This window comes from Roseibium sp. MMSF_3247, from assembly GCF_030733765.1.
Classification (GTDB): Bacteria; Pseudomonadota; Alphaproteobacteria; order Rhizobiales; family Stappiaceae; genus Roseibium.
On the sequence record NZ_JASHII010000003.1, the window covers coordinates 645,235 to 664,710 of the forward strand.

Consider the following 19,476-nt stretch of genomic DNA (forward strand, 5'->3'; position numbering starts at 1 on the left):
TCAACCAGCTGAACATCTGGCGCAGCGGATCTGCTGTTGCGCCCAACAACAAGTGAAACAACATGGCCCGCACAGCAATCCTCAACGTCATGGTTCAAGCCGCGACCAAAGCCGGTCGCAGCCTCGTCCGTGACTTCGGTGAAGTTGAAAACCTGCAGGTATCCCGGAAAGGTCCTGGAGATTTCGTCTCGGCAGCCGACCGGAAAGCTGAGGAAATCGTGCGGTCCGAGCTGACCAAGGCCCGTCCGACTTTTGGCCTCGTTATGGAAGAAAGCGGTGAAGTTGAGGGAACGGACGGTCAGCATCGCTGGCACATTGATCCTCTCGACGGCACGACCAACTTTCTGCACGGCATTCCGATTTTCGCAACATCCATTGCACTTGAGCGGAACGGCGAGATCGTTGCCGGTGTGATCTACAATCCGGTCATGGACGAGCTGTACACCGCCGAACGTGGCCGTGGCGCTTTTCTCAACGACCGCAGACTTCGTGTTGCGGGAAGGACAGAGCTGCCGGAGATGGTGTTCGGGACCGGCCTGCCATTCATCGGACGCGGTGATCATGGCCGTACACTGCGCGAGCTGCGCCACATCATGCCGGAAGTCGCTGGCATTCGCCGGGCTGGCGCCGCAGCGCTCGATCTGGCCTGGACAGCATCCGGCCGGCTCGACGGCTATTGGGAGCGCGACCTCAATTCCTGGGACATTGCAGCCGGCCTGTTGATGGTCCGCGAAGCGGGCGGCTTCGTCAGCGATCTGGACGGCAAATCCAAGATGCTGGAGACCGGCGATGTTGTGGTCGGCAATGAGGATGCCCACAAGCACCTCCTGCGCCTGCTTAAGAAAGCAGCGGCCCCGCAACAAGCATAACGCCCCACATTCACCCGCAAATGTTTTTTACCGGCAGCCCCATGAGGCCTGCCGATTTTTTGGCTTTCCAAATTTAATTGGGGTTGCCGGGCCGATTCACGGTTTCCAAGACGTTAAAAATCACGCTATCTATCAATGACCTCTGCAGAATGGTGATTGACAGCGAACATGGCACGTGAATTTGACCCCTACAGCTTGTCGAGCCCGAGGGCCTATCTGACGTTCATGATCATCTTTCTGGTGATCGTCGCTTTCATTGCCTTCATTCTTTTTCCGCAAGTCTCAACAGCTTTCATGAGCAACCCGGGCCTCAACGGCCTGATTGTGTTTGTTGGTGCCTTTGGAGTGCTCCTCCTTTTTGGCCGCGTCATTCGCTTGTTTCCGGAAATCGCATGGGTCAACAGCTTCCGGATCGGGGATCCTGCGCTCGACACCCGGTCTCCCGTTTTGCTCGCACCAATGGCAGCCCTCCTCGGTAACAAATCCGGAGACATGGCGCTGACCCCGACAATTGCTCGTTCCATTCTCGATTCCATTGGCATGCGCCTTGAAGAATCCCGGGAAATATCCCGTTACCTAACCGGGCTGCTGGTTTTTCTCGGTCTGCTTGGGACGTTTTGGGGCCTCTTGCAAACAGTGAGTTCGGTTGGCGCGACGATCCAGTCCTTGGATGTCGGCTCTGGCGATGCGAATGTCATCTTTGAGGACCTAAAAGCCGGCTTGGAAGCCCCATTGTCCGGCATGGGCACAGCGTTTTCATCATCCCTCTTCGGTCTGACAGGGTCTTTGATCCTCGGCTTTTTGGATCTGCAAGCCGGTCAGGCACAAAACCGGTTCTACAACGAACTGGAAGACTGGCTGTCGACAGTGACAGATATCGACCCGGAAGACGGTATGTTTGCCTCTGGAGACTCCCCGGGCGTCGAGCAGATTCAGGCTTCGATCTCAGCCTTGCAGAAAAGCGTTGAAGAGGGCGGCAGCAAAACCGCCTCCCAGGCCATGGCAAACCTCGCTGAAGGTATTCAGGGACTGGTCAAACATGTGCGCTCTGAACAGCAGATGATGCGCGACTGGGCGGAATCACAAGGCGAACAGCAAAAGCGGATCGAGGGTCTACTGGCCTCGATCTCCGCCGCATTCGATCGGGCGAAGGAGTAATCGCGGATGGCTGGCAGCCTCAGGTCGCGCCGCCGCGCCCAACAGACCGACTACTGGCCCGGCTTCGTCGATGCGATGGCCACACTCCTGTTGGTTATTATCTTCCTGTTGTCGATCTTCATGATCGCGCAGTTTTTTCTCTCGCAGCAACTGTCCGGGCGTGACACAGTTCTGAACCGGCTGAACGCCCAAATCAGTGAACTGACTGAGCTGCTTGCACTGGAACGGGCCTCGTCTGGCGAACTGGAAGACACCATTCTTGGACTTCAGGCCAGCCTCAGCAGCGCTGAAGCTGAACAGTCTCGCCTGCTGGGCCTTTTGGAAAGCAGCTCAGGAGATGCCGAGGCAGCCGGCGGCAGAGCAGCACAACTTGAGAATCTCCTCGATGATGAGCGTCAGGTCAGCCAGGAGGCCTTGGCCCAGGTCGAACTGCTCAACCAGCAGATTGCGGCTCTTCGCCGCCAAATTGCAGCAGCCAATGCCGCGCTTGAGGCCTCTGAAGCCAAGGAAGCCGAAAGCCAGGCGAAGATCGCGAGCCTTGGCAGACGACTGAACGCCGCTCTGGTGCAGCGGGTTCAAGAACTCTCTCGCTACCGTTCAGACTTTTTCGGAAGGCTGCGGGAAATCCTTTCCCAACGCTCCGACATTTCGGTTGTCGGCGACCGCTTTGTCTTCCAGTCGGAGGTGCTCTTTGATTCCGGCTCTGAGGACATCAACCCGGAAGGCCAGCAGGAACTGGACAAGCTTGCGGAGGCAATCCTCGAACTAAGCGGACAGATCCCGGATGAGATCAACTGGGTCTTGCGTGTGGATGGTCATACCGATGCCCGGCCGCTTTCCGGAACTGGGCGCCTGCGCAACAACTGGGAATTGTCGGCAGCCCGTGCCATCTCGGTTGTCCGGTATCTCATTGAGAAGGGTGTCGACCCAAAACGGCTGGTAGCGGCGGGCTTTGGCGAGTTCCAACCTCTGGAAGAAGGTGAAACGCCGGATGCTTTGGCGAAAAACCGCCGGATCGAGCTGAAACTAACCGAGCGCTAAACCGCCGGACCCATCTCGATCTATGAAATCCGTTCTTTAAGGATAATTTCAGGAGGCAGTATTGCTCAAAGGTCGCTGCGATTGCGGAAAAGTCCGGTTTGAAGTCCCGGAGGTTAGAAAAACAGTCACGATCTGCCATTGCGGGCAATGCCGCCGCTCCAGCGGGCACACTTGGGCGTCGACCCACGCCCCTTTCAAGGAATTGCAGTTTACAACTGACGAAGGCCTGACTTGGTATGAGTCATCTGACTTTGCCAAACGTGGCTTCTGCAAATTCTGTGGGTCCAGCCTGTTTTACCGGATGAATACTGAGGATGGCATCGGAATAGCTGCCGGTTGCCTGGAGAGCCCGACAGGGCTGGAGATTGGCAAGCACATCTTTGTCAAAGATAAAGGTGACTACTATAACATCACCGACGATGCACCACAGATCCAGAAATTTTAGCCAGCGCCTCCACCTCTACGAAGGTTAGGAAGAGAGACAGACTCCGGGCCGGATTGGTTTCCGCTATTGCCGTGTGAAATAAAAACCACCGGATGACACGTCATCCGGTGGCTCCAGAATTGTTACTGTGACAGGCGTTTAGAGCTTAGTTGAGCTGTCGTCGTCTGTTTCGTCGTCGCCATCTGTGTCTTTCGGAGAGTTCAGATTGGCGAACACGGCGTCGACATCGATCTCTTCTTCTTCCTCGCGCTTCGGCGCGGTATTCGGATCGAGCGAGAACGCTGCAGCAATTGCATCTTCGCTGGTGCTGTCATCAACCGACATCAGCGTTTCTGCCGGCTCGCCTGCCATCGGCTGCGGTGCATTCTTCGCAGCCTTTTCAACTTCAATGTCGAGCTCAAGCTGGCTGCAAAGACCGAGCGTCACCGGATCGGATGGCGTCAGGTTCGCCGAGTTCCAGTGGGTACGGTCGCGAATGGCGGCAATCGTCGGCTTGGTGGTTCCAACAAGACGCATGATCTGCGCGTCTTTCAACTCCGGGTGATTGCGCACCAGCCAGAGAATTGCATTCGGGCGGTCCTGACGGCGCGAAACCGGCGTGTAGCGCGGGCCTTTGCGTTTGGTTTCCGGGACAACAACCTTTGAGCCTTGCAGCTTGAGTTGGTAGTTCGGATCATTCTGAGCACGTTCAACTTCTTCACGCGTCAACTGGCCGGTCAGAACCGGATCCAAACCCTTGATGCCCTGTGCCGCTTCACCATCTGCGATGGCTTTCACTTCAAGCGGATGCAGCTTGCAGAATGTCGCGATCTGCGTGAAGCTCAACGCAGTGTTGTCCACGAGCCAGACGGCAGTTGCTTTCGGCATAAGCGGCGTGTTCGCCATCGGTCAAATTCCTCTTATCTGCTCCCCCGGCCGGCAGGTCGGAAGAGCGGTGTTCCATTTCAATTTAATGGGAATTGGCGCGAATATAGGCTGAACGCGGCGGAAACGCAAATGATCTTGCGAACCACCACAGCGCCCAGGTCCGGTCGGTCTTCTAGGATCCGACCGTCATGACGATTTTACCAGTGTGGCCAGAGCTTTCCATGCGCCGATGAGCTTCGGCAGCCTCACTCAACGGAAAGGTGGAATCGATCAACGGCTTGATCTGGCCCGATTCGATCAATGGCCAAACTTTGGATCGGAGACTATCGGCAATGGCAGTCTTGAACGCATCATCTCTTGGCCTCAGCGTCGTACCGGTGTGTGTTAGCCGCTTCACCATGAGGCGCGAGAAATTCACATCATGCGAAACACCGTTCAGAGTCGCGATCTGACATATCCGGCCTTCAATGGCCGCAGCTTTCCAGTTCCGCTCAACATAATCGCCGCCAACCATATCCAGGATGACATCAACACCTTGTCCGCCAGTGACCTCAAGGATGACCTTCTCAAATGCCTGTTCCCGGTAATTGATGACATGATCGGCACCAAGGGCTTTCACCGCTTCGATCTTATCTGATGAACCGACGGTGGTGAACACCTCAGCACCGAAGGCCTTGGCCAACTGAATGGCACATGTGCCAATTCCGGACGCCCCACCATGAACCAGAAAGCGCTCGCCCTCCCGTAGACCGCAACGGTCGAAAACGTTGGTCCATACAGTGAAGAATGTTTCCGGCAACGCGGCCGCTTCCAGGACACTCATACCAGCCGGCACCGGCAAGGCATGACCCGCTGGCACCTTACAATACTCCGCATAGCCTCCGCCCGGGCAAAGAGCTGTCACCTTGTCACCGACAGAGTGCCCATGAACGGCTGCCCCGACAGCAACCACTTCGCCGGCGACCTCAAGGCCTGGAAGATCCGATGCGCCCTTCGGAGGCGGATAAGCGCCCATTCGCTGAAGGACATCGGGGCGGTTCACACCTGCAGCCTCAACCCGGATCAGGATATCGCCGTCGCCCACGTCCGGCAGGGCGCGCTGTTCCAAAATGAGAACCTCAGGTCCACCCGGTTCTGAAATCGCAACAACTGTCATGGTGTCCGGCAAATTCTGCATATGGAACTGTCCTTATGATCCAAATTGGGACATACGGCTGTGCTTGTCCCGGTTCTATGGTAAATAATGGCCGAGTTTATGAGTATCAAACACGGGTGAGCAAGATTGCCATTCGCGTAGATCCAGCAGGAGATATGACATGGGCCTCTTTGACGATGATATCCCCAAAAAGCAGGAATCGAATGTGGTTACCGTTGGCGAAGATCTAAGCCGCTTGTCAGAGGACGAACTCCAGGACCGGATCGAGGCATTAACTGCAGAAGTTAACCGTACAAGAGAGGCGCTTGAGCAACGCAGCACTATTCGCAATGCTGCAGACGCATTCTTTCAGAAGTAACCTTGTAACTATCTGCAAAAATTGTGAATTTATTCGAAATCGACGGCCTTTATCCTTAACGCCTTTAATAGATTTTTATTCATTTACCAATCATTAATCTTTCCAAATTATAAATTTATGCATCCAGTCATCTGGATAGGAGTGGTTCAGACCACTCTGTTTGACGCCTCCCTGTTAAAGACTTAGAGCCGCAACCGTGCGGCTCTTTTTTTTGCCGTTCGAGCGTAGTACTCTGCGGTAGTTCTGGTTAACGCGGCTCAAGTGACTGCATCTGGCACACGGATTGCTGTGTAAAGGGCACACGGGCTCGCACTGTTCCAAATGTGCACACCTGATCAAAGGTGACACAAACGGCACAACAACCGCGGGCAACCAGAATAAGTAACCGAGGCGTAGTAAGCTCATGACGGAAGATATCAAGACAACGGACCGCACTTCTGATGCCGTACACATCGCGCATCATCTGGCCAGCTCCGACAACTTCCAGACGCTTTTTCAGGAAGGCATGTCTCTGGTCGAAGAGACAGCTCTTTATCTTGATGGCGATGGGCGCGAAGAAGCCAAGAAGCTGCCACGCCCAGCCTCGCTGGCTTATGCAACTGAATCCATGCGCCTGACAACGCGCCTTATGCAGCTGGCTTCCTGGCTGCTGCTGCAACGCGCCGTCAACGAAGGCGAGATGTCCCGCGAACAAGCCGGTAGCGACAAGAACAAGGTCCGTCTAGACAAACTCAGCAGCGCAATTGGCGGCCCGGCCTGGGACGACCTGCCGGAAAGCTTGCGCAATCTTGTAGAACGTTCGACCCGGCTGCAGGAGCGCGTCGTTCATCTCGACAAGATGCTCTACAGAGCTGAAGAAGCCGCACCGCAGGAAGAAGCGAACAACGACAACCCTGTGGCATCTCAGATCAACCAGCTGCACGCCGCCTTCGGCAAAATCGGCTGATAGATCGTCTTCACGTTTCTCTTCTTTTAAGCCGCCCCTCCGGGCGGCTTTTTTTATCACCAGAATACAAGGCAAAAAAACCCGGCCTTCCGGCCGGGTCTTAAACAGTCACGCTGTTGGCTTGGATTTAGGAACCCAGGAAACCAGCGAACTTGTTCTTGAAGCGGGACACGCGGCCGCCGCGGTCCATCAATTGACGGTCACCACCGGTCCAAGCCGGGTGAGACGTCGGGTCGATGTCGAGCTGCAGGGTGTCGCCTTCCGCGCCATACGTGGAGCGGGTGGTAAATTCGGTGCCATCGGTCATTACGACCTTGATGGTGTGGTAGTCGGGATGGATATCCGCTTTCATGACCGGTCCTTTCCAGCGCCTTCAAGCCATCTTTGGTCAGAATGCTATGGAGCGCAAACAAGATGAAGGGCCGCCGATCCAGTTGCGGATGCCGCCCTTAGAAACATGAGGCGGGGATATACCCCAAGGCAGCGGACAAGACAAGACCGAATTTCCCGCAATTCCGGACATTTCCGGGAATCAAATCCACTACAGCATTTCAGCGCATAACTGGCTTTAGAAACCTCCGGTTAGACCAATACGGGATTGGCATACTGCACCCGTCCAATTAAGTAGGCGGAGACATAGTTTTGGAAGACCGGTTTTCGCAAGGCAACACATGACATCAAATGCCCCCTCTGACACCAGAAGGTCTTTGCGCCCATTGACCCGGTTGCTGCCGTACCTGTTGAAGCACAAAGGCATGGTACTTGCTGCGCTCGCTGCTCTTTTCTCCGCCGCGATCATCACATTGGTTCTGCCCGCCGCCGTCCGGCGCATGATCGACTTTGGCTTTGGCGCAGATGATCCGGTGCTGGTCAACTCCTACTTCGCTGTGCTGATCGGGGTCGTGTGCGCCCTCGCCTGTGCCAGTTCTGTCCGGTACTTCCTTGTCATGTGGCTCGGGGAACGCGTCGTGGCCGAGGTTCGGGCAGATGTGTTTGCCCACATGACCCGGCTGAGTCCTTCTTTTTACGACAGCGCAAAGTCTGGCGAAATCCTGTCCCGGTTGACTGCAGACACAACCCAGATCAAAGCGGCATTTGGCGCAAGTGCATCGCTGGCAATGCGGAACACGATCATGTTCACCGGTGCCTCGGTGATGATGGTGGTAACCAGTCCGCGCTTGTCGGTCATTGTGCTCGCGGCGATCCCGGTCATCCTCATCCCGATCATCGGGTTTGGCCGGAAGGTTAGAAAGCGCTCGCGTTTTGCGCAAGATATGCTGGCAGACGCTTCAGCTTATGCCGGGGAAATGCTCGGATCGGTTAGGACATTGCAAGCTTTCACGCACGAAAGCCGCAGCTCCGGGATCTACCGATCTGCTGTGGAAACAGCGTTCACCGCTGCGCGCCAGGCGATAACCGCCCGCGCCGCATTGACGGGATTTGCCATCCTCGTCATTGGCTCTTCCATCGTCGCTGTTCTCTGGATCGGCGCGAGTGACGTTTTTGCCGGACGCATGACCGGCGGTGAACTTGGCCAGTTCCTTTTGTATTCAATCCTTGCCGCGGGCTCATTGGCCGCTTTGTCCGAAGTCTGGGGCGAGCTGTCACAGGCAACTGGTGCCGCTGAACGTCTCTCCGAACTTCTGGAGATCACGCCGGAGATCCGGGCCCCTCTCAATCCCATCCCCCTGCCGGACACACCACGGGGTGAAATTCGTTTCGAGGACGTTTCGTTCGCCTACCAAGCAGCGGGCAATCTACCGGTAGTGCAGGATCTGACCTTGACCATTGCTCCGGGAGAGAAAGTTGCGGTTGTCGGCCCCTCAGGCGCCGGCAAAAGCACGCTATTCAGTCTGCTGATGCGGTTCTATGACCCGACATCAGGGGCCATTCGAATGAATGGCGTGGAACTGCGTGACCTCGACCCAGATGAACTTCGGCGCAACATTGCGCTGGTGCCGCAGGACACCGCTGTATTCGGCGCCAGCATCGCCGAGAACATTGCCTATGGCCTTCCTGATGCAAAACGTGAGGACATCGTCAAAGCGGCCACGGCCGCCCTTGCCTCCCCTTTCATCGAAACCATGACAAATGGCTACGACACACTCGTCGGCGAACGCGGCATCACTTTGTCGGGTGGGCAACGCCAACGAATTGCCATTGCCCGTGCCGTGTTGAAACAGGCTCCTGTGCTGTTGCTTGACGAAGCAACCAGCGCCCTGGATGCCGAAAGCGAACAGCTCGTCCAAAAGGCTTTGGATCAATTGATGGAAGGGCGAACGACTCTGATCATTGCCCACCGGTTGGCTACGGTGCTGAAAGCGGATCGTATCATTGTCATGGACGAGGGCCGGATCGTTGAAACCGGAACACATGAACAGCTGAGTGCGGCTGGCGGGCTTTATGCGAAACTCGCCAAATTGCAATTTGGCACCGTGAAGGAGCCAGAGCCGTCCGAACTCTGAGGGCGCACTCCACAATCTGCATTGCCGGTTACTGAATAGATAGATCGAGATTGTAGCCAACAGTCTTGCCAGCATCCCGATCATTACCCATTAGATACACACGGATTGTGTAGACACCGGTTTCCGTCAAATCGACGGTCGCGCTGTTCCCATTGATTGAGCTGTTATAGACAGCCACGCCATCACTGCCCGGCGGCAGCACATTAAAATAAACGGTTCCGGTACCGTTTGTGCCTGAAACCGTCAACTCTGCGAACATCTCCTGCCCGGCTGCAACATCAAGACGGTAATCGAAAAACTCGTCACCGATGATTGTTCCGCTTACCATGGCGCCGTAATTGCCCGCGGCGAATTTCACATATGCAATGTTCTGTGCTGTTGCTGGCCACACAAGAAGCATGGACCAGACACACCACCAAAGGAACTGTCTCATTTTTGCCCCCTCCCAAAGCGCTGGCACTTCTGTCACGTCGAGCAAAGCGAACGCTCTCTTGACATGAAGACGCACCAACGCGGTGAAGTAAAGGCGGATGCTTCGAGACTCAGTCGTCTTCTGGAACGGCCACGGTGTAATTCAGCGGCATCCGGCCACCATCTGCAAAAATTGTCTGACCCGTGACGTAACCGGCATCTTCAGAAGCAAGGAAGGCCGCCACACCTGCAATTTCTGATGGCTCCCCGATACGCAGCATTGGCGTACGGGACATGATCCGGTTCTTCGCAGCCGGGTCGCTGTTCACGGAGGCAAGCATCTCGGTCATGATCGACCCGGGCCCGATCGCATTGACGCGGATACCATACTTCGCAAGAGATAGAGCCGTCGTTTTGGTCAGCTGTGTCATCCCGCCTTTGGAGACGCAATATGGGATCTGGTTCGGGATCGCGACCACAGAGTTGATCGATGACATGTTGATGATGCAGCCCGGATCACCGCCATTGTCGACCTTTTCAACCATGTGCCGGGCAACAGCCTGCGAACACAGGAAGGCCCCTTTCAGGTTGATCGACAGGACCTTGTCAAAGTCGTCTTCTTCCAGATCAAGGAATTCGGCGCCGACAACAATGCCGGCATTGTTGACCAGAACATCAATATCGCCATAGGCGTTCAGCGTTTCGGCAACCATGTTGCGGACGTCCAACCGCTCCGCAACATTGCAATGGATGTACATGGCAGTGCCGAGGCCACTGAGATCTTCAACAGCCGCTTCGCCAGCCTCGTCATCAACGTCGGCAATCACAACCTTTGCGCCGTCCATGACAAAACGCTTGGCAACAGCAAAACCGATACCTCGGGCTGCGCCAGTTACGATGGCGACTTTATTTTCTAAAGACACGGAAAACCTCACGGCTGTGCTAACAAAAACACCGCCGCAAATGCGACGGGCCGCTTCGCGGCGGCCCGACCATAAGTCCGAAAATTACGTCTGTCGATGCCTCTGGCACACCTCCAGTCGCGTCACCTTTCCCACTTATGCGGAAATCCCATGTGATTTCAGGGCGTCGGTGATTTCATCTAAGATTGCCGGGTCATCAATCGTCGCCGGCATCTTGTACTCTTCGCCGTCGGCGATCTGACGCATCGTCCCGCGCAGGATCTTGCCAGACCGCGTCTTTGGCAATCGGTCAACCGTAATGGCGATCTTAAAGGCCGCAACAGGGCCGATTTTTTCGCGCACCAGCTTGATCAGTTCTTTTTCGATATCCGCATGCTCGCGATCGACACCGGCTTTCAGAACAACAAAGCCGCACGGCAGCTGACCTTTCAGTTTGTCGGCTATCCCGATGACCGCACATTCAGCAACATCCTGATGCGTGGCAAGCACTTCTTCCATCCCGCCAGTCGACAAGCGGTGCCCAGCAACGTTGATGATGTCGTCAGTCCGCGCCATGATTGACAGATACCCGTCATCATCAATCACGCCAGCATCCGCGGTCTTGTAGTACCCTGGGAATTCGGCCAGATACGCATCAAAGAAACGCTTGTCCGCATTCCAAAGGGTTGGCAGAGCGCCCGGAGGCAACGGCAGCTTTACAACGATGTTGCCGAGGGTGTTTGCTTCCAGAGGGTGTCCCGCATCATCCAGGATCTGGACGTCATATCCGGGCATGGGAACAGTGGGTGAGCCCGGCTTGACCGGAAGCGCCCCGAGCCCGAGCGGGTTGCCGACGATGCACCAGCCGGTTTCGGTCTGCCACCAATGGTCAATGACAGGCACCTGCAACTGATCAATCGCCCAGTTCACGGTCTCCGGATCGGCGCGCTCTCCGGCAAGGAACAAAGACCTGTAGGTCGACAGATCGTATTTCTTGATCAGTTCACCGTTCGGGTCTTCCTTACGAATTGCACGGAACGCAGTTGGCGCGGTGAAAAGGGACGCGACGCTGTGTTCAGAGATCACACGCCAGAAAGTACCTGCATCCGGCGTTCCCACAGGTTTGCCCTCAAACACAATCGTGGTGCAGCCGTGAAGAAGCGGTGCGTACGCGATGTAACTGTGGCCCACGACCCACCCCACGTCTGACGCTGCCCAGAAAACTTCGCCGGGCTGAATGTCATAGAGGTTCGACATGGACCACTTGAGCGCGACCATATGGCCACCATTGTCACGGACCACGCCCTTCGGCTGCCCGGTGGTGCCTGAAGTGTAGAGAATATAGAGCGGATCGGTCGCCTTGACCGGCACCGGCGGCACACGGCGGCCAGCAGCAACCGCATCTTCCATCAGCTTGCCAAGATCATGGTCCCTACCCTCTACCAGCGAAGCAATCTCTGCCTCACGTTGATAAACGAACACGCTGTCCGGCTTGTGTGTGGACAGCCCGATAGCGTCGTCAATCAGCGGCTTGTAGGAAATGACCCTTCCCGGCTCGATCCCGCAGGACGCTGCGATAATCGTTTTCGGGGTCGCATCATTGATCCGGGTGGCAAGTTCATTGGCCGCAAAGCCACCGAAAACCACTGAGTGAATCACGCCAAGACGCGCGCAAGCCAGCATCGCCATGACAGCTTGCGGGATCATCGGCATGTAGATGATTGCCCGATCTCCCTTCTCCAGTCCGTTGTCCTGAAGAACAGCCGCCAGTGCCTCGACCTCTTCGAGCAGCTCAGCGTAGGTGTAGGTTGCTTTAGCTCCAGTGATCGGGCTGTCGTAGATCAGCGCCGGCTGGCCGGGTCGGCCGCGCTCCACATGACGGTCTAGGCAATTGTAGCAGGTGTTGCATTCCCAATCCGGAAACCAGCGGCCAAATTGACCTTGATCGGGATCGAAGACCTTGTCTGTCGTGCTGATCCAGTCAATCTCGGAAGCGGCATTTTTCCAAAACCCCATCGGATCGGAATGCCAGCCTTGATAAACGTCATGATACCGGCTTGCCATCGTCTTCCTCCCAAACAGCAGCACTCATCGATTTTCGCGAGTGTGTTGCAAGTATGGTTTGAAAAGCAAGTGTCACTGACTTAGCAATTCGATGAGCGGACCTTTACGTAATCCCTCCGTCGTGCTTGTTTGCAGCGCCTTTTCCCACGTCATAACAGTGATTTTTGATGCTTCTCATCACCGACCCCTGGTTCTATGCAGCTGCTGTCCCTGCCGTCATCTGCGTCGGCTTGTCAAAGGGAGGGTTCGGTGGAACTTTCGCCATGCTTGGGGTTCCCATCATGTCATTGGTGATTTCGCCGCTTCAGGCCGCCGGGATCATGTTGCCGATCCTGCTGGTGATGGATGCCGTTGCGTTGATGGCATATAAAGGCAAAGCAGATTGGCGCAGCCTGGCTATTTTGCTTCCGGCAGCAATCGTCGGGATCGGTATTGGCTGGGGCACGGCTGCCTACGTGAATGACACATTCGTCACGCTGATGATCGGGGTGATCTCACTGGCGTTTGTCGCCGACTATGTTTTCAAACGTAGAAAAGAGGCTGCAGCACTCGGCCACAACATACCGAAAGGGTCTTTCTGGGGAGCAGTCGCCGGCTTTACCAGCTTCATCAGCCATACCGGAGGCCCGCCGTTTCAGATGTATATGTTGCCCCTGAAACTCGCGCCGATGCTGTTTGCCGGGACAGCAGTGATCTTCTTTGCCACCGTGAACGCGGTAAAGGTCATCCCATATTTCTTTCTCGGGCAATTTGATACGACGAACCTTACAACATCAGCGGTTTTGTTCCCGGTCGCACTGGTTGCCACGCTGGCCGGTGTGCGTCTTGTCCGCATTATCAAGGCGGAAACGTTTTACACCATCATCTATGTCGTCATGGGCCTAATCGGCGCAAAATTGACGTATGACGGGCTCGCCGGACTGCTTGCCTGATCGCAGTACCACAAACGCCCTTTGTTGCATTGCTCCCAAAGACTTTTCCGGCTTTGATACCGGGCAAAGACGATTGGGAGGAAAATCATGGACGCGACAGTTAGCCCCTTTGCCAAAGGACTGGACAAGACTGACGCTAACTATGCAGCGCTGAGCCCGCTAAGCTTCTTGGCGCGGGCCGCAGATGTGTTTCCAGAACACACCGCGATCATTCATGGCAAACAGCGGACAGATTATCGGACATTCTACAAGCGCTCGAAACAACTGGCATCCGCACTGAGCAAACACGGCATTGGTAAAGAAGACACAGTCAGCGTGATGCTGTCGAATGTCCCGCCAATGCTTGAGGCTCACTATGGTGTACCGATGACGAAAGCTGTCTTGCACTCCCTCAACACACGGCTTGATGCAGCGATCATCGCGTTCCAGCTCGATCACGCCAACTGCAAGGTGCTGATTACGGATCGCGAATATGCGCCCGTAATCAAGGAAGCGCTCGAACTGGCCACCGTCAAACCGATCGTGATCGATTATTCAGACCCCGAATTCCCACAGGATGGCGAGCGGTTGGGGTCACTGGATTATGAAGATTTCCTTCAATCCGGGGACCCGGATTTCAGCTGGTCCCTCCCCGATGATGAATGGGATGCCATCACGCTGAACTATACGTCTGGCACCACAGGAAATCCCAAAGGTGTCGTGTACCACCACCGCGGCGCTTACCTACTGGCCCAGGCGAACGTCATCACCGCATCAATGGCCAAGCATCCTGTCTATCTTTGGACATTGCCCATGTTCCATTGCAATGGCTGGTGCTTTCCATGGTCCCTATCCGTTGTCGCCGGAACGCATGTGTGTTTGCGTTGGGTCCGGCCAAAAACCATGTGGGATCTGATCGCGGATGAAGGCGTGACCCACTTGTGCGGTGCGCCGATTATCATGTCGACACTCCTCAATGCCGGCGACGACAAACGCGATTTGGACCGGGAGGTCGAGTTCTTCACCGCCGCAGCGCCCCCGCCAGAAAGCGTTCTGGCAGCAATGAAAACGACCGGGTTCAACGTGACCCATCTCTATGGATTGACCGAGGTCTACGGCCCAGCGGTGGTCAATGACTGGAAGGGGGAATGGGATTCGCTGCCTCTTGAACAACAAGCTCAAAAGAAAGCGCGGCAAGGTGTTCGCTACGTTGCGCTGGAAGATCTGACGGTTCTCAACCCGGAGACCATGGAACCGGTTCCCGCCGATGGGCAAACCATTGGGGAGGTAATGTTCCGCGGCAATGTCGTCATGAAAGGGTATCTGAAAAACCCGGAGGCGACGGATGAAGCCTTTAAGGGTGGCTGGTTCCATTCCGGCGATCTCGGTGTGATGCACCCGGACGGCTATATCCAATTGAAAGACCGGTCCAAGGACATCATTATTTCAGGCGGGGAAAACATCTCCTCCATTGAGGTTGAAGATGTCCTTTACAAACACCCGGACGTTCAGGCCGCGGCTGTTGTGGCCCGACCGGACGAAAAATGGGGCGAGACCCCTTGCGCCTTCGTTGAGCTGAAGCCTGGCTCGGATACAACGGAGACCGAGCTGATGGCCTTTTGCAAAGAACATCTGGCAAGCTTCAAATCTCCAAAGACGATTGTCTTCTGCGACCTCCCGAAAACATCGACCGGTAAGATCCAAAAGTTTGCCCTCCGGGAGCAAGCCAAGGCCCTATAAAAAGTTCATCTCCATAAATAAAAAACGCCGCGCAGATGGCGCGGCGTTGAATTTTCCGAAGTCCGTGCGATCAGTGGATCGTCACATCTTTTCGTATTCGCTCAATCTCATCCTTGATCTTGAGTTTTTGCCGTTTCATGTCAGCCAATTTCAGGGAGTCCGTACTCGGATGTAACAGAGCGTCTTCGATCTTGCGTTCCATTTCCGCATGGCGGCGCTCAAGTTCTGCGAGATGTGACTGCATTGACATGGATAAACCTCCTGTCTGTTGGCTCAACGAAAGCATCGTGCCACACATTTTCAGGCGTTGTCGATTGCAGATTCTGCATACCGGAACCATTTTGCCGTCGTAGAACGGGTTCTCGCCACTATCCTTTAGAATTCCTAAATTCCGGCACATACCTAAGACACTAAAAACTATCGGTTTTTGATCATGACAGATTTGCCATCTCAGAAATTACGGCACACAGGAAAAAGTAGTTCCAAGGGCCAGGGCCCAATCCTGCGGTGAATAAACAGCAAAAACTTATGCTGTCTTGCCCGTACACCCAAAAATGGACTAGGACTAGGAACCGGTTCTGGGGGATTGAAGGCACGAATGGATACTGAGGCTTTGCGGGTGGAGCTTGCGCAGCTCCGTCAGGAACACAGGGATCTCGACGTCGCCGTAGAGGCATTGGCGGCCACGTCCAATCACGACGCTCTTCAACTTCAGCGCTTGAAGAAAAAGAAACTGATGATCAAAGACCGGATCATGGTTTTGGAAGATCAGCTTCGCCCCGACATTATTGCATAATATCGACACGTCAGTGCCAAACAGCCCTGCTTGACAGAGCTCCCTGATGTTTCGTCTGCTTTGATGCTTGCGAAGCAGCGCTCCGTGCCTATACTCCGCGGCTCTTCCGGCCTCCCGCAACACTTGGAGTAGAGAATGGCGCAGGCAGACGTTGCAATTATTATGGGCAGTCAGTCCGACTGGCCGACCATGAAACACGCTGCCGACACGCTTGCCGAGCTTGGCATCTCCTTCGAAGCGCGCATTGTGTCCGCGCACCGGACGCCAGACCGCATGTATGAATTTGCCAAGGGCGCCAAGGCCGAAGGTTTCAAGGTTATCATCGCTGGCGCCGGCGGTGCGGCTCACCTGCCCGGCATGACTGCAGCTTTAACACCTCTGCCCGTTTTCGGTGTTCCGGTCGAAAGCCGCGCGCTTTCCGGGGAGGATAGCCTCCTGTCGATCGTACAGATGCCCGGCGGCATCCCGGTTGGCACATTGGCAATCGGCAACGCCGGAGCGACCAACGCGGCATTGTTGGCAGGCGCGGTCCTGGCCCTCAACAATTCTGATATCGAAGAAGCTCTCGACAAGTACCGGGCCGGGCGTACTGCCGCTGTCGCAGAGTTCCCGGTCGACGACACCAATTAATCACCAGACGCAGGATAGGCTGCCATGAGCGCTTCCATTCGCCTTCAACCCGGTGACACGATCGGAATTCTTGGCGGCGGCCAGTTGGGCCGCATGCTGGCTCAGTCGGCTGCCAGCATGGGCCTCAAAACACACATTTTCTGTCCTGACCAGAACAGCCCTGCGTTTGATGTCAGCGCCCAACACACGATCGCAGCTTATGAGGACACAGCTGCGCTGGAAGCATTTGCTGATGCCGTGTCCGTCGTAACCTACGAGTTTGAAAATGTCCCTGGGCCCACCGCGCAGCATCTTGCGGGCAAGGTCCCGGTTCGCCCCGGCGTCCGTGCTCTTGAAGTTTCCCAGGATCGCCTGTTTGAGAAAGAGTTTCTGAAAAATTCAGGTGTGGCGATTGCTGACTTTGAAAAAATCACCTCGCAAGCGGATGTCGAAACAGCCGTTCAAGACTTTGGCGGCCAAGGCGTCTTGAAAACCCGGCGGTTCGGATATGACGGTAAAGGCCAGACCATGATCCGTTCGCCTGAGGACATTGGCGGTGCATTCGAACGGATCGGCAACGCTCCTGCGGTTCTAGAAGCCCTCATTGGCTTTGACTGTGAAGTCTCGGTGATCGTCGCACGAGACTTGGACGGCAACAGTGCAAGTTATGACATTGCCCGAAACCATCACGAAAACCACATTCTGAAGACATCAACGGTTCCGGCTGGCGTTTCTAAGCAAACGCTGACGGCAGCCCGGCAAATGGCCGAACGGATCGTTTCAAGTCTCGACTATGTTGGCGTGATGGGCGTTGAGATGTTCCTTGTTCGCAACGGCGATACCGAAAAGCTTTTGGTCAACGAGATCGCGCCGCGCGTTCACAATTCAGGTCATTGGACCCAGGACGCGTGTTTGACGTCCCAGTTTGATCAACACATTCGTGCAGTCGCCGGTTGGCCGCTTGGCCCTGTAGACCGTCATTCTGATGCCGTCATGGAAAACCTCATCGGCCGTGATGCCGAAGACTGGCATGGCATTCTCAAAGACCCGGCGGCTCAACTGCACCTTTATGGCAAGGCCGAAATCAGGGATGGCCGCAAGATGGGTCATGTGAACCGGATCTCTCCCAAAACCCGCTGATCAATTGCGCTGAAGCAGACCGAGGCTTTCCCGACGGGCAAAGCGGACGTTGGACAGGATCGCGACCGACAAGAGGCCCCCAGCAAGACCGCACCAGACCCCGACACCGCCCCAGCCGGCCAAAAATCCGAGGCCAAGCGAGAGGCTGATCCCGACGATCCAGTAGCCGAAAAGGGCATAAAAAAGCGGGATCGTGGTGTCGCCTAGGCCACGCAGGTTGTTGACGCCTATGATCTGACCGCCGTCGGCCAACTGGAAGAGTGCCGCCACGAGAAGGAAAGACACGCCGTAGGCGAGCACTTCTTGCGACTGCGGGTCGCTGAGATCCAGATAAAACCCGACAAGTGTCTCCGGCACGGTCCAAAACAGAACCGCGAACGCACCCATAAAGGTCATCGTCACGCCGAGCGCCGTCCACCCGGCACGGCCAACACCTTCTTTGTCGCCGCGCCCATCAGCCAAGCTCACCCGGGTCATTGCAGCAACAGACAAGCCAACGGGGACCATGAACGTCAGGGAAGCAATCTGCAACGCGATGCCATGACCGGCAAGCGGAATCGTGCCCAACCACCCGATCATGATTGCAGATGCAGTGAACAATGATCCTTCAGCCACAATCGTGACCGCGATTGGCGTTCCCAACCGAACGATCTGGAAGAAAACGGGCCAGTCCGACCGCCAAATTCGGCCGAGGATGTGATACCGCCGCAGCCTCGGATGATAGAGCGCGTAAAAGAGTAGAAACAGGAACGTTGTCGTTGCGCTGAAAACGGAGGCAATACCCGCACCTATCAATTCCAAACGCGGAAACCCGAACTCTCCAAAGATCAGTACATAATCAAGGGCCGCATTGACCAAGGCGCCGGCAATCGTTGCCCACAGGACGACCTGTGTACGTTCCATCACGGTCAAGAAGCCGCGAACAGCCATGATCAGAAGCGCCGGCAACATGGTCCATTGCAAGACGCCCATGTAAATGCCAGCGAGCCGGGCAAGTTCCGGATCCTGACCGAAAAGCAGGAGCAATTCCTCAGTAAAAAAAAGAAGCACCCAGATCGGCAGGCAGTACAGAACCGAAACCCAAAACCCCATCCGGACCGCGCGGCGAAGATCCCGCGGTTGCCGCCGCCCCCGGGCACGGGCTGCGAGGGGAATCACCGCCTGAAGAAGTCCCATGCCGAAAAACCAGAGCAGCATGTAAAAATTGAACGCCAACACCGACGCGGCCAGCTCTTCGGCGCCCAAACGGCCGATCATCAATACATCAGTTGTGTTGATAGCCATTTGCGCCAACTGCGCACCGGCCAAGGGCAACCCAAGCGAAAGGGTTGGCAGAATATCGCTCTGCCACAAGGATTGTTTTGTCGTCGAATCAGGAGCCCCTGCAGCGCGCTGCGCCATTCGTCATTCCAAAGTATGGGCGGGAATTGAAAAACCACCTCTACTCGTCTAACTCATCGGTGTCCACCACCTTTCCGCCCTTGCCGGAGCGCTTGGAAATGACCAAATCACGGATTTGAGCCATTTCTTTTTCAAATCACTGTGGACTCAATCCCCGGCCTCTGGTAAACACCCGGCTCAAAGTGAGCGACGCGTCA

General features: G+C 55.6%; 20 protein-coding genes. 12 read left to right on the top strand and 8 right to left on the bottom strand.

What is annotated here, in order from left to right:
- Nucleotides 1–62: 62 nt before the first annotated feature.
- The 4 genes from RBB44_RS13310 (at nucleotide 63) to RBB44_RS13325 (ending at nucleotide 3,513) form a co-directional block, all read left to right on the top strand.
- Complete coding sequence (locus tag RBB44_RS13310) at nucleotides 63–869, top strand: inositol monophosphatase family protein (RefSeq protein ID WP_008191746.1); 807 nt, start codon at nucleotides 63–65, stop codon at nucleotides 867–869.
- 168 nt (nucleotides 870–1,037) lie between these two features.
- A complete protein-coding gene (locus RBB44_RS13315) occupies nucleotides 1,038–2,027 on the top strand; it encodes a flagellar motor protein MotA (RefSeq protein ID WP_040451027.1) in 990 nt (329 codons plus the stop codon).
- 6 nt (nucleotides 2,028–2,033) lie between these two features.
- Nucleotides 2,034–3,068, top strand: coding sequence for a peptidoglycan -binding protein (locus RBB44_RS13320; RefSeq protein ID WP_133951411.1), 1,035 nt, complete (start codon nucleotides 2,034–2,036; stop codon nucleotides 3,066–3,068).
- 61 nt (nucleotides 3,069–3,129) lie between these two features.
- Nucleotides 3,130–3,513, top strand: a complete 384-nt coding sequence (locus tag RBB44_RS13325; protein ID WP_306147802.1) for a GFA family protein — start codon at nucleotides 3,130–3,132, stop codon at nucleotides 3,511–3,513.
- 138 nt (nucleotides 3,514–3,651) lie between these two features.
- Here RBB44_RS13325 and RBB44_RS13330 read toward each other — a convergent pair whose 3' ends face one another.
- Both RBB44_RS13330 and RBB44_RS13335 read right to left on the bottom strand, forming a co-directional pair.
- Entirely contained in the window at nucleotides 3,652–4,398 is a 747-nt protein-coding gene (locus RBB44_RS13330) for a DUF1013 domain-containing protein (protein ID WP_209174820.1), read from the bottom strand.
- Between the two features lie 154 nt (nucleotides 4,399–4,552).
- Nucleotides 4,553–5,557, bottom strand: coding sequence for an NAD(P)H-quinone oxidoreductase (locus RBB44_RS13335; RefSeq protein ID WP_306147803.1), 1,005 nt, complete (start codon nucleotides 5,555–5,557; stop codon nucleotides 4,553–4,555).
- A gap of 139 nt (nucleotides 5,558–5,696) precedes the next feature.
- On the opposite strand from RBB44_RS13335, the gene RBB44_RS13340 reads away from it, so the two are divergent.
- Both RBB44_RS13340 and RBB44_RS13345 read left to right on the top strand, forming a co-directional pair.
- Complete coding sequence (locus RBB44_RS13340) at nucleotides 5,697–5,894, top strand: DUF1192 domain-containing protein (protein WP_306147804.1); 198 nt, start codon at nucleotides 5,697–5,699, stop codon at nucleotides 5,892–5,894.
- 403 nt (nucleotides 5,895–6,297) lie between these two features.
- Entirely contained in the window at nucleotides 6,298–6,840 is a 543-nt protein-coding gene (locus RBB44_RS13345; RefSeq protein WP_306147805.1) for a DUF1465 family protein, read from the top strand.
- A 127-nt stretch (nucleotides 6,841–6,967) separates the two neighbouring features.
- Here RBB44_RS13345 and rpmE read toward each other — a convergent pair whose 3' ends face one another.
- The gene (gene rpmE / locus RBB44_RS13350; RefSeq protein WP_008196026.1) at nucleotides 6,968–7,192 is read right to left on the bottom strand and encodes a 50S ribosomal protein L31; all 225 of its coding nucleotides are present in this window, start codon (nucleotides 7,190–7,192) and stop codon (nucleotides 6,968–6,970) included.
- Nucleotides 7,193–7,511: 319 nt separating this feature from the next.
- On the opposite strand from rpmE, the gene RBB44_RS13355 reads away from it, so the two are divergent.
- Nucleotides 7,512–9,305 (top strand): ABC transporter transmembrane domain-containing protein, encoded by a 1,794-nt coding sequence (locus RBB44_RS13355; RefSeq protein WP_306147806.1) that lies wholly within the window; start codon nucleotides 7,512–7,514, stop codon nucleotides 9,303–9,305.
- A gap of 28 nt (nucleotides 9,306–9,333) precedes the next feature.
- On the opposite strand, the gene RBB44_RS13360 is transcribed toward RBB44_RS13355, so the two are convergent.
- The 3 genes from RBB44_RS13360 to RBB44_RS13370 all read right to left on the bottom strand — a co-directional run bounded on the left by RBB44_RS13360 (nucleotide 9,334) and on the right by RBB44_RS13370 (nucleotide 12,682).
- Nucleotides 9,334–9,738 (bottom strand): hypothetical protein, encoded by a 405-nt coding sequence (locus RBB44_RS13360; protein ID WP_306147807.1) that lies wholly within the window; start codon nucleotides 9,736–9,738, stop codon nucleotides 9,334–9,336.
- 109 nt (nucleotides 9,739–9,847) lie between these two features.
- Entirely contained in the window at nucleotides 9,848–10,639 is a 792-nt protein-coding gene (locus RBB44_RS13365; protein ID WP_306147808.1) for an SDR family NAD(P)-dependent oxidoreductase, read from the bottom strand.
- 135 nt (nucleotides 10,640–10,774) lie between these two features.
- Nucleotides 10,775–12,682, bottom strand: a complete 1,908-nt coding sequence (locus tag RBB44_RS13370) for a propionyl-CoA synthetase (protein WP_306147809.1) — start codon at nucleotides 12,680–12,682, stop codon at nucleotides 10,775–10,777.
- A gap of 167 nt (nucleotides 12,683–12,849) precedes the next feature.
- On the opposite strand from RBB44_RS13370, the gene RBB44_RS13375 reads away from it, so the two are divergent.
- Both RBB44_RS13375 and RBB44_RS13380 read left to right on the top strand, forming a co-directional pair.
- Nucleotides 12,850–13,614, top strand: coding sequence for a sulfite exporter TauE/SafE family protein (locus RBB44_RS13375; RefSeq protein ID WP_306147810.1), 765 nt, complete (start codon nucleotides 12,850–12,852; stop codon nucleotides 13,612–13,614).
- Nucleotides 13,615–13,701: 87 nt separating this feature from the next.
- Complete coding sequence (locus RBB44_RS13380) at nucleotides 13,702–15,333, top strand: acyl-CoA synthetase (RefSeq protein ID WP_306147811.1); 1,632 nt, start codon at nucleotides 13,702–13,704, stop codon at nucleotides 15,331–15,333.
- A gap of 70 nt (nucleotides 15,334–15,403) precedes the next feature.
- On the opposite strand, the gene RBB44_RS13385 is transcribed toward RBB44_RS13380, so the two are convergent.
- Nucleotides 15,404–15,583 carry a YdcH family protein gene (locus RBB44_RS13385; RefSeq protein ID WP_133951387.1) on the bottom strand — a complete coding sequence of 60 codons (180 nt, stop codon included), beginning with the start codon at nucleotides 15,581–15,583 and terminating at the stop codon, nucleotides 15,404–15,406.
- A 348-nt stretch (nucleotides 15,584–15,931) separates the two neighbouring features.
- Here RBB44_RS13385 and RBB44_RS13390 point away from each other — a divergent pair, with 348 nt between their 5' ends.
- From RBB44_RS13390 to RBB44_RS13400, 3 genes are all read left to right on the top strand, one after another.
- Nucleotides 15,932–16,129 (top strand): YdcH family protein, encoded by a 198-nt coding sequence (locus RBB44_RS13390; protein WP_133951385.1) that lies wholly within the window; start codon nucleotides 15,932–15,934, stop codon nucleotides 16,127–16,129.
- A 135-nt stretch (nucleotides 16,130–16,264) separates the two neighbouring features.
- The gene (purE, locus tag RBB44_RS13395; protein ID WP_306147812.1) at nucleotides 16,265–16,759 is read left to right on the top strand and encodes a 5-(carboxyamino)imidazole ribonucleotide mutase; all 495 of its coding nucleotides are present in this window, start codon (nucleotides 16,265–16,267) and stop codon (nucleotides 16,757–16,759) included.
- Nucleotides 16,760–16,783: 24 nt separating this feature from the next.
- The gene (locus RBB44_RS13400) at nucleotides 16,784–17,878 is read left to right on the top strand and encodes a 5-(carboxyamino)imidazole ribonucleotide synthase (protein ID WP_306147813.1); all 1,095 of its coding nucleotides are present in this window, start codon (nucleotides 16,784–16,786) and stop codon (nucleotides 17,876–17,878) included.
- Here the strand turns inward: RBB44_RS13400 and RBB44_RS13405 are convergent, their stop codons facing one another.
- A complete protein-coding gene (locus tag RBB44_RS13405) occupies nucleotides 17,879–19,279 on the bottom strand; it encodes an MATE family efflux transporter (RefSeq protein WP_306147814.1) in 1,401 nt (466 codons plus the stop codon).
- Between the last annotated feature and the right edge of the window lie 197 nt (nucleotides 19,280–19,476).

Excerpts from the sequence above, each read along its gene's own strand:
- RBB44_RS13370 (WP_306147809.1), bottom strand. The coding sequence starts at position 12,682 with ATGGCAAGCCGGTATCATGACGTTTATCAAGGCTGGCATTCCGATCCG.
- RBB44_RS13400 (WP_306147813.1), top strand. The coding sequence starts at position 16,784 with ATGAGCGCTTCCATTCGCCTTCAACCCGGTGACACGATCGGAATTCTT.
- RBB44_RS13310 (WP_008191746.1), top strand. The coding sequence starts at position 63 with ATGGCCCGCACAGCAATCCTCAACGTCATGGTTCAAGCCGCGACCAAA.
- RBB44_RS13320 (WP_133951411.1), top strand. The coding sequence starts at position 2,034 with ATGGCTGGCAGCCTCAGGTCGCGCCGCCGCGCCCAACAGACCGACTAC.
- RBB44_RS13335 (WP_306147803.1), bottom strand. The coding sequence starts at position 5,557 with ATGCAGAATTTGCCGGACACCATGACAGTTGTTGCGATTTCAGAACCG.
- RBB44_RS13330 (WP_209174820.1), bottom strand. The coding sequence starts at position 4,398 with ATGGCGAACACGCCGCTTATGCCGAAAGCAACTGCCGTCTGGCTCGTG.
- purE (WP_306147812.1), top strand. The coding sequence starts at position 16,265 with ATGGCGCAGGCAGACGTTGCAATTATTATGGGCAGTCAGTCCGACTGG.
- rpmE (WP_008196026.1), bottom strand. The coding sequence starts at position 7,192 with ATGAAAGCGGATATCCATCCCGACTACCACACCATCAAGGTCGTAATG.
- RBB44_RS13340 (WP_306147804.1), top strand. The coding sequence starts at position 5,697 with ATGGGCCTCTTTGACGATGATATCCCCAAAAAGCAGGAATCGAATGTG.
- RBB44_RS13385 (WP_133951387.1), bottom strand. The coding sequence starts at position 15,583 with ATGTCAATGCAGTCACATCTCGCAGAACTTGAGCGCCGCCATGCGGAA.
- RBB44_RS13390 (WP_133951385.1), top strand. The coding sequence starts at position 15,932 with ATGGATACTGAGGCTTTGCGGGTGGAGCTTGCGCAGCTCCGTCAGGAA.
- RBB44_RS13380 (WP_306147811.1), top strand. The coding sequence starts at position 13,702 with ATGGACGCGACAGTTAGCCCCTTTGCCAAAGGACTGGACAAGACTGAC.
- RBB44_RS13355 (WP_306147806.1), top strand. The coding sequence starts at position 7,512 with ATGACATCAAATGCCCCCTCTGACACCAGAAGGTCTTTGCGCCCATTG.
- RBB44_RS13360 (WP_306147807.1), bottom strand. The coding sequence starts at position 9,738 with ATGAGACAGTTCCTTTGGTGGTGTGTCTGGTCCATGCTTCTTGTGTGG.
- RBB44_RS13345 (WP_306147805.1), top strand. The coding sequence starts at position 6,298 with ATGACGGAAGATATCAAGACAACGGACCGCACTTCTGATGCCGTACAC.
- RBB44_RS13405 (WP_306147814.1), bottom strand. The coding sequence starts at position 19,279 with ATGGCGCAGCGCGCTGCAGGGGCTCCTGATTCGACGACAAAACAATCC.
- RBB44_RS13315 (WP_040451027.1), top strand. The coding sequence starts at position 1,038 with ATGGCACGTGAATTTGACCCCTACAGCTTGTCGAGCCCGAGGGCCTAT.
- RBB44_RS13375 (WP_306147810.1), top strand. The coding sequence starts at position 12,850 with ATGCTTCTCATCACCGACCCCTGGTTCTATGCAGCTGCTGTCCCTGCC.